The 13,561-nt window shown below is 65.2% G+C and carries 16 protein-coding genes; 7 read left to right on the top strand and 9 right to left on the bottom strand.

Annotated features, from left to right (window positions below):
- Positions 1–490: 490 nt before the first annotated feature.
- Both groL and WDM91_08085 read right to left on the bottom strand, forming a co-directional pair.
- Positions 491–2,140 carry a chaperonin GroEL gene (groL, locus tag WDM91_08090; protein ID MEI9994539.1) on the bottom strand — a complete coding sequence of 550 codons (1,650 nt, stop codon included), beginning with the start codon at positions 2,138–2,140 and terminating at the stop codon, positions 491–493.
- Between the two features lie 37 nt (positions 2,141–2,177).
- A complete protein-coding gene (locus WDM91_08085; GenBank protein MEI9994538.1) occupies positions 2,178–2,486 on the bottom strand; it encodes a co-chaperone GroES in 309 nt (102 codons plus the stop codon).
- Positions 2,487–2,667: 181 nt separating this feature from the next.
- Here WDM91_08085 and WDM91_08080 point away from each other — a divergent pair, with 181 nt between their 5' ends.
- Positions 2,668–3,027, top strand: coding sequence for an NIPSNAP family protein (locus tag WDM91_08080; protein MEI9994537.1), 360 nt, complete (start codon positions 2,668–2,670; stop codon positions 3,025–3,027).
- A 7-nt stretch (positions 3,028–3,034) separates the two neighbouring features.
- Here the strand turns inward: WDM91_08080 and WDM91_08075 are convergent, their stop codons facing one another.
- The 3 genes from WDM91_08075 to WDM91_08065 form a co-directional block, all read right to left on the bottom strand.
- The gene (locus WDM91_08075; protein ID MEI9994536.1) at positions 3,035–3,493 is read right to left on the bottom strand and encodes a host attachment protein; all 459 of its coding nucleotides are present in this window, start codon (positions 3,491–3,493) and stop codon (positions 3,035–3,037) included.
- A gap of 76 nt (positions 3,494–3,569) precedes the next feature.
- Entirely contained in the window at positions 3,570–3,965 is a 396-nt protein-coding gene (locus WDM91_08070; GenBank protein ID MEI9994535.1) for a DUF1398 family protein, read from the bottom strand.
- A gap of 24 nt (positions 3,966–3,989) precedes the next feature.
- On the bottom strand, positions 3,990–4,436 hold the full coding sequence (locus tag WDM91_08065; protein MEI9994534.1) for a MarR family transcriptional regulator: 447 nt from the start codon (positions 4,434–4,436) through the stop codon (positions 3,990–3,992).
- A gap of 140 nt (positions 4,437–4,576) precedes the next feature.
- Here WDM91_08065 and WDM91_08060 point away from each other — a divergent pair, with 140 nt between their 5' ends.
- Positions 4,577–5,347 (top strand): hypothetical protein, encoded by a 771-nt coding sequence (locus WDM91_08060; GenBank protein ID MEI9994533.1) that lies wholly within the window; start codon positions 4,577–4,579, stop codon positions 5,345–5,347.
- On the opposite strand, the gene WDM91_08055 is transcribed toward WDM91_08060, so the two are convergent.
- The gene (locus WDM91_08055; protein MEI9994532.1) at positions 5,340–5,708 is read right to left on the bottom strand and encodes a DUF983 domain-containing protein; all 369 of its coding nucleotides are present in this window, start codon (positions 5,706–5,708) and stop codon (positions 5,340–5,342) included. The two genes, WDM91_08060 and WDM91_08055, sit on opposite strands and share 8 nt — an antisense overlap.
- A gap of 129 nt (positions 5,709–5,837) precedes the next feature.
- Positions 5,838–6,740, bottom strand: a complete 903-nt coding sequence (locus tag WDM91_08050; protein MEI9994531.1) for a formylglycine-generating enzyme family protein — start codon at positions 6,738–6,740, stop codon at positions 5,838–5,840.
- Between the two features lie 154 nt (positions 6,741–6,894).
- Between WDM91_08050 and WDM91_08045 the strand changes: the two genes are divergently transcribed.
- From WDM91_08045 to WDM91_08035, 3 genes are all read left to right on the top strand, one after another.
- A complete protein-coding gene (locus tag WDM91_08045) occupies positions 6,895–7,350 on the top strand; it encodes a PaaI family thioesterase (protein MEI9994530.1) in 456 nt (151 codons plus the stop codon).
- A 49-nt stretch (positions 7,351–7,399) separates the two neighbouring features.
- Entirely contained in the window at positions 7,400–7,918 is a 519-nt protein-coding gene (locus tag WDM91_08040) for a hypothetical protein (GenBank protein ID MEI9994529.1), read from the top strand.
- A 313-nt stretch (positions 7,919–8,231) separates the two neighbouring features.
- On the top strand, positions 8,232–9,359 hold the full coding sequence (locus tag WDM91_08035; GenBank protein MEI9994528.1) for a DUF6624 domain-containing protein: 1,128 nt from the start codon (positions 8,232–8,234) through the stop codon (positions 9,357–9,359).
- A 410-nt stretch (positions 9,360–9,769) separates the two neighbouring features.
- Here the strand turns inward: WDM91_08035 and WDM91_08030 are convergent, their stop codons facing one another.
- Both WDM91_08030 and WDM91_08025 read right to left on the bottom strand, forming a co-directional pair.
- Positions 9,770–10,801 (bottom strand): histone deacetylase family protein, encoded by a 1,032-nt coding sequence (locus WDM91_08030; GenBank protein ID MEI9994527.1) that lies wholly within the window; start codon positions 10,799–10,801, stop codon positions 9,770–9,772.
- Entirely contained in the window at positions 10,798–11,637 is an 840-nt protein-coding gene (locus WDM91_08025) for a DMT family transporter (GenBank protein ID MEI9994526.1), read from the bottom strand. The genes WDM91_08030 and WDM91_08025 overlap by 4 nt, the downstream gene beginning before the upstream one ends.
- Before the next feature lie 69 nt (positions 11,638–11,706).
- Here WDM91_08025 and WDM91_08020 point away from each other — a divergent pair, with 69 nt between their 5' ends.
- The gene (locus tag WDM91_08020; GenBank protein MEI9994525.1) at positions 11,707–12,840 is read left to right on the top strand and encodes a DSD1 family PLP-dependent enzyme; all 1,134 of its coding nucleotides are present in this window, start codon (positions 11,707–11,709) and stop codon (positions 12,838–12,840) included.
- Positions 12,841–12,938: 98 nt separating this feature from the next.
- Positions 12,939–13,367: a hypothetical protein gene (locus WDM91_08015; protein ID MEI9994524.1), complete on the top strand. Its 429-nt coding sequence runs from the start codon at positions 12,939–12,941 to the stop codon at positions 13,365–13,367.
- Positions 13,368–13,561 lie beyond the last annotated feature (194 nt).

The following is a 13,561-nucleotide window of genomic DNA, read 5'->3' as shown; positions in this document are numbered from 1 at the left end:
GCCGAGTCCGTAGTCTGGCTGCACAGCCATGAGGTCTCTGCGCACGTCGTTGGCCAACGGGTATCTCACAAATTGTTCGAGCCAATGTCAGCGCAAAAGACACGACCAAATCGTCGAATCTTTTTATTTGTTCGTCATCCCTGGGGTCCGAGCTCAATAAACGGTGTCATGGCCCGCGAATGCGGGCCATCCAGCTGGGTTCTGCAGGATGCCATTCGTTTTATGAAATCAGGTTGATTGTGGTTGGATTTCGCAGGGATCACCTGGATGGCCCGCATTCGCGGGCCATGACACCTTTTACGGGTTCAGACTCTATCATTGCCGGTCAGAGTGCCGAACGATTTGTCCGCACTGCGCAAACAAAAAGGCCCGGTGCTCGCGCACCGGACCTTTCCGCATTCTGTGCTGGGTTCCGGACCGACCCGCCTTCCCCCGGACCAAGTCCGGGGTTCGGCGTGGTCATTGTCCGGCGCCTTGCGGCGCCGTCCAATCAAAAGTCCATGTCGCCCATGCCGCCGCCCATGCCGCCGCCGGGCATGCCGCCGCCGGCCGATTCCTTCTTCGGACGATCGGCGACCATCGCCTCCGTCGTGATCAGGAGCGAGGCCACCGAGGCCGCGTTCTGCAGCGCGGTGCGGACGACCTTGGTCGGGTCGACGATGCCGGTGTCGATCAGGTCGCCATACTGCTCGGTCTGCGCGTTGAAGCCGAAGGTGGTCGACTTCTGCTCGAGCAGCTTGCCGACGACGATGGAGGCCTCGACGCCCGCGTTCTCGACGATCTGACGGATCGGCGCCTGGATGGCGCGACGGACGATCGCGATACCCTGGGTCTGGTCGTCATTGTCGCCGGTCACGCCGTTGAGCGATTTGGTGGCATAGAGCAGGGCGGTGCCGCCGCCGGGCACGATGCCTTCCTCGACCGCCGCCTTGGTGGCGTTGAGCGCGTCGTCGACGCGGTCCTTCTTCTCCTTCACCTCGACCTCGGTCGCGCCGCCGACGCGGATCACCGCAACGCCGCCCGCCAGCTTGGCGAGACGCTCCTGCAGCTTCTCCTTGTCGTAGTCGCTCGTGGTCTCCTCGATCTGCGCCTTGATCTGGTTGACGCGGGACTGGATGTCCTTCTTCTGGCCGGCGCCGTCGATGACCGTGGTGTTGTCCTTGTCGATGCGGACCTTCTTGGCCGTGCCCAGCATGTTCAGCTTGACGTTCTCGAGCTTGATGCCGAGATCTTCGCTGATCACCTGGCCGCCGGTCACGATGGCGATGTCTTCCAGCATGGCCTTGCGGCGATCGCCGAAGCCCGGTGCCTTCACCGCCGCGACCTTCAGGCCGCCGCGCAGCTTGTTCACGACGAGCGTGGCCAGGGCCTCGCCCTCGATCTCTTCCGCGATGATCAGCAGCGGACGGCCCGACTGCACGACCGCTTCGAGGATCGGCAGCAGGGGCTGCAGGCTGGTCAGCTTCTTCTCGTGGATGAGGATGTGCGGCTCGTCGAGCTCGGCCACCATCTTCTCGGCGTTGGTGATGAAGTAGGGCGAGATGTAGCCGCGGTCGAACTGCATGCCTTCGACGACGTCGAGCTCGGTGAGCAGGCTCTTGGCCTCTTCCACCGTGATCACGCCTTCATTGCCGACCTTGGCCATCGCCTGCGCGATCATCGCGCCGACTTCCTTGTCGCCGTTCGCCGAAATCGTGCCGACCTGGCCGATCTCGTCGTTCGACTTGACCTTCTTGGAGCGCTTCTTGAGGTCGGCGATGACGATCTCGACCGCCTTCTCGATGCCGCGCTTCAGGTCCATCGGATTCATGCCGGCGGAAACCGCCTTCGAGCCTTCGCGCACGATGGCGCGGGCCAGAACGGTGGCCGTCGTCGTGCCGTCGCCGGCCGCGTCGTTGGTCTTGGAGGCCACTTCGCGCACCATCTGGGCGCCCATGTTCTCGAACTTGTCGCCGAGCTCGATCTCCTTCGCCACCGTCACGCCGTCCTTGGTCGTGCGCGGGGCGCCGAAGCTCTTCTCGATCACGACGTTGCGGCCCTTCGGGCCCAGCGTCACCTGCACCGCGTCGGCGAGGATGTCGACGCCGCGCAGAAGCTTCTCGCGCGCGTCGGCACCGAATTTAACGTCCTTGGCTGCCATGTGATTCTATCTCCTGAATTGTTTTGAGTGGCGCGGGTTACTTCTTCGAAGCCTTGCGGCCTTCGAGAACGCCCATGATGTCGGACTCCTTCATGATCAGGAGATCCTCGCCGTCGACCTTGACCTCGGTGCCCGACCACTTGCCGAACAGCACGAACTCGCCGGCCTTGACCGTGGTGGGGATGAGCTTGCCGTTGTTGTCCGGCGCGCCGGGGCCGACCGAGATGACTTCGCCTTCCTGCGGCTTCTCCTGGACGGTGTCCGGGATGATGATCCCGCCGGCGGTCTTTTGATCTTCTTTCACGCGGCGGACGACCACACGGTCTCCAAGCGGACGGAATTTCATGCGTCTTGCTCCCTAAAGGTATGAAAAGATTACGAAATCTGTTCGTGGCAGCACTCAGCCTTGGGGAGTGCCAAGCCACTGGCCGGGTATTTAGGGAGACTTCCGGACAGCGTCAAGGGCGGCAGGCAGGGCAAGTCTGGCGCCGCGAGGTCTATTCTTCCCGCTCATCGGGGAGTCGAGGATGTTCACCTGCTTCATCCGCTACCAGATCGCGCCCGGGAAGCGGGCCGAATTCCTGGAATATGCCCATGCCTGGATCGCGCTGATCCGCAAATATGGCGGGACGCATCACGGCTATTTCTTGCCGGGCGGCGAGGGCGACGTGCTGCCCGAAGCCGCGTTCAGCTTCCCGGAGCTGGGGCACGCGGGGCCGCCCGACACCGGCGTCGCGCTGTTCAGCTTTCCGTCGCTCGAAGCCTACGAGAAATATCGGCGCGACGTCGCGCAGGACGAAGGCTGCGACGCCGCGACCGCGCGGTTCAACGAGACCCGGTGCTTCACGCGCTATGAGCGAAGCTTCCTGGTGCCGGTGTTCGATTAGGCCGCGGCTAGGTGGCCGGCTGCTGCAGCAGCGGGATCAGGTGTTCGCGGATCTGCGGATCGGTGAGGTTGGCGTACTCCTTGGCGACTTCGCGCCAGACGGTCTTGAGCACGCTGGGGCTCGCGACGCTGCGGAATTCGCCGACGCTGCGCGAGGGCGCCACGATCACCAGCCGGCCATAGGCGTGCTGGCCGAGCGCGCTCTCGATCGCGCCGGCGATGGCGCGCACGAAGTCGTGCTTCTCGAGCTTGCGGGGGTCGTGCTCGGATTCGAAGGCGTGGTGCTGGCCGTGCGCGATCGAGCTGCCCGGCCGGTCTGCCTCGATGTCGCGGCGCGCATGGTGCAGGCCGGAGGCGACCTCGCCCAGCACGACCTCCAGATGGCCGTGTGCCTCCTTGTATTCGAAGAACCGGACATGCGCGGAATCGAAGACGGCGACGAGGGTGCGATCGGCAGCGGCGGTCATGGGGGAGCCTCCTTGGCGCGAAGGTAACGCGATGGCGCGGGCATCGTTTCGTGCCGGTCGGCAGGTTCGGCCGCCGCTAGGAGGGGAAGTGCTCGACATGGGTCTCCGCGGTGCGCCCGAAATAGACGACGCGGCGGCCGAGGATCGACACGAGATAGCCGGGACAGCCGGCCGCCATGATCATCCCGCGGAAATCCTCATAGCTGTGCGCATTCGCTTGCGACAGGCGGACGGCCGTTTCGACCGCAGCCGCGTCGAAGCGTTCGGCCACCGCCGCGGCGGTCCTGTGCCCTGCGATCTCGATGCTCTCGCCATCGGGAAGATAGTAGACCTTCACCCCGCGGCGCAGGTCGGCGTAGTAGGCTTCGATCCCCGCGGCTGCGAGCTTCGCGAGCGTCTGGGGAAAGCTCAGATGGCCGTCGTCGGAAGCCTTCGAGCATTCCTCGGCGACGGATTTGGCGTGCGTGTTCATCTTTTGCCTCTGCAATTGGATGGGTCAGTCGATCGGGAGGGTTTTGAGACCGCGGCGCTCGACGATGCCCTTGAGCAGGCGCTTCAGCGTCGCCGTCTCCGCCGCCGTCAAATGATCGAAGAACTCGGCGTCGTTCCGGTCCGCCAGCGCCGCAAGTTCGGGCACCAGGCGCCGGCCTTGCGCGGTCAGCGTCAATGTCTGCGCGCGCGCATCGTCCGGATTGGCCTTGCGCGTCGCGAGCGATTTCTCGATCAGCCGGTCCGCCAGCTTGGTGATCGCGCCGCGCGTCATGCCGAGCCGTCCTGCAAGCCGGCTGGGCGCCACGGCCTCGCCGTCGTGAAGTTCGCGCATCACGACCCATTCGGCCGCCGTCACGCCATGCCCTTCGAGCTTGCGCGCGAAAGCCTGCGATACGTGATTGGAGACGTAACGCAGCCAGAAGCCGACATGGGCGGTGAGATTCGAGACCACTGGGAGATGCCTTTTGTTGAATAGGAAACTATATCGCTTCTGTTTCCTTGTCAACTATATCTTCGGTGCGCGCTTGCCAGCCTGCCGGCACGCAGGCAGCATCGCGCGGGGGAGATGCGAAGGACGTCCGCGCAAGCCGCATGCCCGCCCGATTCACCTTGAAGGACGCACAGATGCTGTGGCGGGCAGGGCTTGCCTATGCCGAGGGCGACGGCCGCGGCTTGGCGGGATCGCTGGCGCTGCACGGCCTGTTCGCGCTGCTCGTGGTCCTGCTGATGCTGCGTGGGCTGAGCGCGCCGCCGGCGGCGCCGCCGCGCTTCGTGCCGGTGGATGTCGTGCGCATCGGCGAGGAGACGACGTCGCCGCCTTCACCCGTCAAGGCGAAGATCCCGCAGCCGCTGACGCCGCGCCGCCCGCCGCGCGCCCCGGCCTCGGCCAACGCGCCCGAGGGCACGTCGCCGACGGGCGTCAAGCCGGTCGACGACCTGGAGACCAAGCTGCGGGCGCTGGCGCATCTCAAGCAGCCGGAGAGCAACACCGCGCCGCTCGATACGCCGGGTGCGTCGGACCAGGCGACGAGCAACGACGCCCAGCCGGGGGCGGAGACCGCCTATGCCGTGCGCGACCTGATCCGCGCCCAGGTGATGCGGCGCTGGAGCTTCAACGCGGTGGCGCTGGGCAGCCACAGCTTCCAGATCGCGCTGCGGGTGACGGTGCTGCGCAACGGAACGGTCCAGAAGGCGGAGATCCTCGACCGCGAGCGCTATACCAACGATGCGCTCTATCGCGACATCGCGCTCAGCGCGCGCAACGCGGTGCTGCTGTCGTCGCCGCTGACGCTGCCGGCGGGCGCGTTCGGCGACCGCATCGTGGTGACGCTGACCCTGAACCCGCGCGATACGCTCAGATAGCGGACGACGCCTCGCGCAGGCGCTTGGCGCCCGCAAAGCCTTCCATGCCCATCTGCCATTGCAGCGCGACGACCGCGCCCTTGACGGGCTGGATCAGCGCCAGCGCCATCGCCACGGTCAGCGGCAGCCAGATCAGCGCCGAGAGCCAGAGGGGCGGCGCGAAGGCCACCTCGACCGCCAGCGTCAAGCCGACGATCACATGGCCGACGATGACGACCACGAGATAGGCGGGGAAGTCGTCCGCCCGGTGGTGATGCAGCTCCTCGCCGCAGGCCGGGCAGGTATCGGCGACTTTGAGGAAGGCGCGGAACATGTGGCCTTCGCCGCAATTGGGGCAGAGGCCGCGAAAGCCGCGAACCATGGGTCTCGCGAGAAAGTCCGCGAGCTTTTCAGACAGCGCGTTCATGGAGGAGATGTAGGCCCGCAGGCCTTGCGGAACAATGCAGACCGGCCCCCATGTCGCAGGCCCGGTTGTCGCAGCCCGTGCCGCTCACGGCAGCGTCCGCGCCACGCGGAATCCCGCCAAGCTCGAATAGTCGTATTCCCCTTTGACCGCCGGGGCGCCGCTGCGGGCGGCGGAGCGCACGAAAAGCGGGACGTTGTCCCAGGAGCCGCCGCGCAACACATGGCGCGTGCAGTCGCCGCCGGCGGTCCAGGCGCTGCCGTCCTGCGGCGCGCCGCTATAGCTGGGATGCCAGCAATCCGCGGTCCATTGCCAGGCATTGCCCAGCATGCCGTAGAGCCCGAACGGGTTGGCGGCGAAGCTGTCGACATCGGTCAGCACGCGGGCGTCCGAGGCGCTGCCGCAGCCATTGCAGTTCGCGTTGCCGGTGCCCAGCGCGTCGCCCCACCAGCGCGCGGTCGTGGTGCCGCCGCGCGCGGCATACTCCCACTCCGCCTCGGTCGGCAGGCGATAGGGCCCGGCATGGCCGCCGATCTGCGGCCGCGCCTTGCGCACCATTGCGTTGAGCCAGGCGATATAGGCCTGCGCATCCTTCCATTCGAGACAGACCGCCGGCCAGCGCGGCGGCTCGACTTCGACCGGCGGGCGCGCGATGCCGTTGTCCGGCGCATGCCAGCGCAGATCGAGGATCGGATTGCAGGGCGCGGGCTTGTAGCCGGTCGCCTGGAGGAAGTTGAGGAACTGCTCGCCGGTTACGTCGAACTTGGCCAGCGCGAAGGCGCGCACATGCACCGCGTGACGCGGCCCCTCATTGTCGAAATGGCCCACCTCTTCCGCCGGACTGCCCATCGTGAAGCTGCCAGCCGGAATGCCGATCATGAGCGGGCAGTCGGGACATTCCTGGAATTCGCGCTCCTTGTGCTCCTCGCCCCAGGCCGGCGCGAGCAGCGCGCAGGCGAGCAGCGACAGCAGGAGAATGGCTCTTCGCAACGGTGATCCGGCAATGTTGGGCGGCATGACGGACGGTAAGTTTGCACAGGCGCGCTGGCAAGCCGCGCCGACAGGGTGACGCAATCGTGAGCCCGATGTTGTGTGCGCCAGCATTCGCCGCCACAGTGACTGCAACCGCTATCCAAAGGCCGCCATGTCGACGAACATCCCGGAAGGCTTCAGGCCGCTCCGCTTCAACACCGGCTTCATCGAAGCCATCGGGCCGCTCTACGGCAAGTGGGACGGCAGCAAGCTGGTCATGGGCTTCCGGGTCGAGATGCGCCACTGCAATCCCGGCCAGGTCGCGCATGGCGGCATGCTGGCGACCTTCGCCGACATGTTCATTCCCATCGGGGCGCGGATGCAGAGCAAGGCCGATGTCGGCTTCGCGCCCACCGTCAACCTCACGCTCGACTTCATCACGCCGGCCAAGCTGGGCAGCTGGGTGGAAGGCAGCGCGGAATTCCTGCGCGCGGGCAAGAGCCTGTTCTTCGCCCAGGGGCTTGCGACGGCGGATGGAATCCTGTGCCTGCGGGCCAGCGCAATCTTCAAGGTCACCGCGCCGATCGGCGCCATGCCCACGCCCGAGACCATGTTCGGCGATCCCTGACGACGCGAAGTTCTGGCGCCCTCGTGCCCTCCTGAGGCAGGATGGCGCCATGACCGATGCGCCCGTGCCCGTCCCGCCGCCCGCCGAGCCCGTTCCGCAACGCGATCCGGACGCACGCTGGCGCTTCCTGCGCGACGTCGCGGTGTTCGAACTCAAGCTCGCGCTGAACAATCTGCACAATTTCTTCCAGATACCCCTGACGCTGGCGGTGGCGGCGTTCGACCTCGTCGCCGGGGGCAAGACGGAGGGCGAGCGCTTCTACAAGCTGGTCGAGATGGGCCGGACGATCGACGATTCCATCGACATCTACTCCATCGTGGAGCATCGCGAGCGCAGCCTGAACAAGGACTACACGGTCGACACCGTGATCGTCAGGCTCGAGGACGTCATCAAGCGCGAATACGAGAAGGGCGGCACCGCGGCCAGCGTGAAGCAGGCGCTCGACAAGGCGATCGACGGGCTGCAGGCCACGGCGGGCAAGCCGGCGAGCAAGGCCGCCGACGCGATGAAGTCCGCCGCCGACAAGCTGCACGAGGCGATGCAGAAGATGGGCGGCGACGCGCCGTGATGGGCGCGTCTCTCATGCGGAGCGCGTAGCGACCGCGCTCTATCCGGATGGAGTTTCCCCCACCCGGAAATGCTTCGCATTTCCGACCTCCTACGGAGGAAATCTCCAAGGTGCCGGGTGGCTGTTGGATTGACACATTTTGCGGATCGCCGGCGGCCGAGAATGCTCCCAACGAAGTTGCATATAAAGATGTTAAGCACATTCTGCGAGTTTCTGGAGTCGGCGGCAGCCGGAGAAATATTCAACAGAGCGAACAGAGACGTTTCCTTTCAGGATGTGTGCGCGAGGTTTGATGCTGAGGAGACGCTCGTCCTTGAGCATCGCATGCACCGATGCCATCTTACTCCGGCGCTCGAGTATTGATGCCATGCGAACGACCGCATCGGAACATGGAGGCATGCACATGCAATTCCGCCGGCTGGCTTTCTTGATCGGGCTGACGTTCGCGAACAGCTTTTCTGCAATGGCAGATAGTCCACCGGCGGAACCGGCGATGCCGACGGTATTGGGCAAATATCTCGTGGATGGACGTATCGGCGTCGATGATCTTGGGTGGATGCGAGGACGATTTCCGCACGCCTCTTTGACAGATCAGGCGAATTGGCAAGAAATCAAGAAATGGCTGGAGGGGTGTCAGCAACGGGCGACGGCACACGTTCGGGAGGAACTGATATCTTTGGGGGTGCAGCCGACAGCGTTGCAGACTGACGCTTATGAGGATGAATCCTGCGCTCTGGTTCTGTTCGCGGACTTCATAGCGAACAAATTTGATTCTTGGACGACCTTTGAAGCGGCACGAAAGGAAGCACTTCCTTACTACTTGAGCTATCGATATGCATCTGAGGTCGCGGGCGCTGTCGCGGAGCCCGACGATCCGACTGCGATCGGTGAACGTCTACGAGCGGCATTCACCGTCGACCAGATATTGCGTCATGGTGCCCACTGGCAAGGGCATGATGAAATAAAGCCGCCGGAGCTATCGGGAGCGGCCAAGCAGGTTCTATTATTTCTCCTATCTCGAGAATTCGTGCATCACGACTTTGCCGACACTGCAATGCTAAGATCAATTATCTCGTCCGGTGGATGGCCGAAAAGCTCCGTGGTTGGAAAGACCGTTGCCTTTGATGCTTGGTTGCTTGTTCAGCATGCGGATGCCGATCCCGCCTTCCAACTAAGAGTTCTGAGGTTGATGGAGCCAATGGTCAAAGCGGGTGACGTTGACCCTGGCGACTACGCGGCACTCTTTGATCGGACGATGTTGAAGATAACCGGCCATCAGGACTATGGAACACAATTCCTGTGCGTCGCTGGCCGCTACGAACCGAAGGGGCTTACGGATATGGACGGCGTCGATATTCGGCGAAAATCTGTCGGCTTAGGACCCCTCGCTATATACCGCAAGACGATCGAATCCAGTTACGGAACGACATGCACATCATAGTGGTGCTAGAACTTTGTAGGTTGGTTCAGACCGGCAAGTGAAATTACACGATCTGCGCTCGCAATTGTTTGTGGACGGTGAGCTAATATGATGCGGGTCGCTCGTTGTTCCCGAATTGCCATGGCGATTTGGGCCTCGCGTTCCACATCGAGATGACTTGTTGCGCCTCGCGCGCAGATTGTCCTGATGGCGGCGGATGGAGTTGAGAACCAGGTCATCGCGGAGACGCTCGCTCGGTGCTTTCTTGCGCCCGAAAAGCTCAACAGCAGTCGGTCGCAAATTTTTGTGCAGACCGCTTGGAAAGCGCCTTATTTGTGCAAAGCCCCGCAAGGGGGAGGTGATTGGAGGCGGTTGTGATCGGATTGCGTCGTTGGAAGCCTATCATGGCCTCAACCTGAAAACAGCCGGCTCTAACGGCTTTCGAACCCTTCCAGTACGTTCACCGTAATCTGCGCCAGCGCTTCGAGGTTGTAGCCGCCTTCGAACAGGAACACGGTCGGCAGCTTCAGCGCCGCGATGCGTTCGCCCAGCCGCAGATAGTCCGTCGCGGCGAGCTTGAACTTGGAGATCGGATCGGCCTCGAAGGTGTCGAGCCCGAGCGACACCAGCAGGACGTCCGGCCCGAACGCCGCGATGCGCCGTGCCGCCGTCGCGAGCGCCTGCGCATAGCCGTCCCACGCCGTGTACATCGGCAGCGGCAGGTTGAGATTGGCGCCTTCGCCCGGGCCTTCGCCACCCTCGTCCGCGAAGCCGAGGAAATGCGGAAAGGCGAACACCGGATCGCCGTGCAGCGAGCAGAACAGCACATCGGGGCGGCGGTAGAAGATGCTCTGCGTGCCGTTGCCGTGATGGTAGTCGACGTCGAGGATCGCGGGCTTCAGGCCCTGGTCGACCAGCCACTGCGCCGCGATGGCGACGTTGTTGAGATAGCAATAGCCGCCGAACACGTCGGCGCTCGCATGGTGTCCGGGCGGCCGGGCCAGCGCGAAAGCCGCGCGGTCGCCGTCCTTCACGGCCTGCGCCGCCGACAGGGCGCAATTGGCGGCTGCCAGCGCGGCGCTCCACGTGCCCTTCACGATCGGCGTCGCGGTGTCGAAGGCATAGGTTCCGAGCCGCGCTTCCACATCGCCCTCGAAGCGGTTGCGTAGACCGCGGGCCGGCCACGCCGACGGGATCGCGGGCGGCGCGCCGTCGCCATAGCGCTTGCGCCACAGTTCGTTCGCTTCGCCCAGGAACCGCAACAGGCCCGCGTCGTGCACGCGGACTGCCGGCTGGAGACCAAAGTCCGCTGGCGCCAGGACCGGGCCGAGCTTGCGCCGCTCCGCTTCCGCCTTCACGCGTTCGGCGCGGGCCGGAACCTCGACGGCAGGACTCAGCCGGCCGCCCTCGAATTCCTCGGGCGGGGCATGCTCCAGATGCGCGGGCGAATAGAAGACCTTCATGAGCCCATTTGTAGCATGATCGCGCCCGCCGCAATCACGCCGGCGGCGATCCAGCGGCGCAGGGTCATGTGCTCGCCGAGGAAACTCATCGCCAGGGCGGTGCCGAACAGCACGCTGGTCTCGCGCAGGGCCGCGAGCTGCGCCGTTGCGCCGAAGCGGTAGGCGAGCATCGCCGAGCCATAGGTGACGATCGACAGCGCCGCCACGCCGACGCCCAGCTTCCATTGCCGCCGCGCCTCGATCACCACGGCGCGGCCGCGGATCCCCGGCGCGGTCGCGAGCACGCAGGCGCCATGCGCCACGAAGAACCACAGCACGTAGGTGAAGGGCTCGGGGACGGCCCGCACGCCCGAGGCATCGATCAGCGTGTAGCAGCCGATGGTCACGCCCGTCGCGAGGGCATAGCCCAGGCCCTTGAGCGCGCCTTCGGTGGCGCGGTGCGACAATCCGATCGCGATCACGCCGCCGCAGACCATCGCGATGCCGAGGATCTCGGTCGGCGGCGCCGGCTCGTGCAGCAGCACGATGGCGCCCAGCGCGGTGAATAGCGGTCCCGTCCCGCGCGCCACCGGATAGACCGCCGAGAACGCCGCCGTCTCGTAGGATCGCACCAGCAGCAGTTCGTAGAGCGCGTGCACGAAGGCCGTGCCTACCAGGAACCAGACGGCGGGGCCGCGCGGCAGCGGTACGAAGAACAGGGCGGGCGTGACCAGCACGGCGGAGAACACGCCGATCAGCAGCCGCATGGCGTATTTGTCGTCGGCCCGCTTGGTCAGCACATTGACCACGGCATGCACGATGGCGGAAAGAAAGATGAGAAGGAGTGCGAAGGTCACGCAGCGACCTTATAATGTGCCCGGGATCGCGCAATACTCCGCGTCATCTCACGCAACAGCCGGGGAACGATGAAAGCTCTGAACGAAAACCTGATCGGCATCCCCGGCGGTGCCGCGAGGCTGCAGACACCCGCCCTCGTCCTCGACCTCGATGCGTTCGAGCGCAATGTCGCGCATATGGTCGAACATGCGCGCAAGGCCGGCATCGGCTTGCGGCCCCACGCCAAGACGCACAAATCCGTCGAGATCGCCAAGCGTCAGATCGCGGCGGGCGCCAATGGCGTGTGCTGTGCAAAGCTGGGGGAAGCCGAAGCACTGGCCGCCGGCGGGATCGGTTCGATCCTCCTTACCTCGCCGGTGGTGACCGAAGCCGGCATGGCGCGGCTCATGACGCTCAATGCAGGGATGGAGGAGCTGATCGTCGTCTGCGACAACGCCACCGTTGCGGCCCGGCTCGACGATGCGGCGCGCCAGGCGGGCAAGCCGCTCAAGGTGCTGGTCGACATCGATCCGGGCATCAGCCGCACCGGCATCCGCCCCGCCGACGCGCCCGCATTGGTGGCGCAGGTCGCGGCCGCCGCCGGTCTCGAGTTCCTGGGCCTGCAATGCTATGCCGGCCAGGCGCAGCACATGGAATCGCCGAACGAGCGCCGCGACACCACGCTCAAGGTGATGGCGGACCTCGGCGCGCTGCGCGACACGCTCGCGGCGGCGGGCGTCGCGCCGAAGATCATCTCCGGCGGCGGGACGGGCACGTTCGATATCGACCCGCAAGCGCATGTGCTGACCGAGCTGCAGGTCGGCTCCTACATCTTCATGGACAGGCAGTACAACGACGTCTGGGAGAAGCCGGGCGAGCGCCTGCCGTTCGAGACCTCCCTCTATGTGCAGGCGACGGTGATCAGCGCCAACCGGCCGGGCCTCGCCACCACCGATGCGGGGTTCAAGTCCTTCGCCACCGATGCGGGGCTGCCGCAACTGAAATCCGGCGCGCCGGAGGGTGCGGCCTATTTCTTCTTCGGCGACGAGCAGGGCGGCATCGGCTATCCGCGCGAGGGTGGGGCGCTGGCGCCGGGCGACGTCGTGCGCTGCATCGTTCCGCATTGCGATCCGACGGTGAATCTCTACGACCGCTATCATGCGGTGCGCGGCGATACCCTCGAAGCGATCTGGGATATCGAGGGAAGAGGGCGCTCCGCCTGATTTTCTCATGCGCCGTTTCCTGACAACGCCATTCATGTTGGGTTCAGGCGGCGGCCGTCATTCTCATCCTCGGCAATTGATTCCAAACGAGGTGAGCCATGAAACTCTTCACGAAAGCAGCACTCGGCGCGTTGATGCTGGCGGGCGCCGCCGCCTTTACGGCGGCGCCGGCAGAGGCGCGTGTCACGGTCGGCATCGGCCTGGGCGACGGCTATTACGGCCCGCGCGTACCGGCCTATTGCGACCCTTATAGCCGCTGGTACGACCCCTATCGGTGCGACGACTACGACAACTACGACGCCTATGATGGGCCGGTGTTCATCGACGGCATCTGGCTGAACGGCGGTTTCCGCTCGCGCTGGTACGGCGGACATCGCCAGTTCTACTACCATGGCGGCTGGCATGGCGGTTCGGGCTGGCATGACGGCGGCTTCGGCCATGGCGGCCATGGCGGCGGCGGACATGGCGGTGGCGGCCACTGGGGTGGCGGTCACGGCGGCGGTGGCGGTGGACACCACCACCACTAAGGTCGGAACGCCGGCCTTGTGTCAGGCGGCGTGACGCGGACGGCTCCTGTGGCGCAACATGGGAGCCGTCTGTTTTTTGCAGGCGAGGGTCGAGCGCATGCGGCTCTCTGTCCCGCGCGGCATGTCCCGGATGCGCGTGGATTGCGGCGCACGGCGTTCGGGTGAAGCCGGGCGACGAGGCGCGAATCGACGAC

The organism is Rhizomicrobium sp. (assembly GCA_037200385.1).
GTDB lineage: Bacteria > Pseudomonadota > Alphaproteobacteria > Micropepsales > Micropepsaceae > Rhizomicrobium.
The sequence above is the reverse complement of the archived record's forward strand: the minus strand, read 5'-3'. Positions and strand labels throughout refer to the sequence as shown.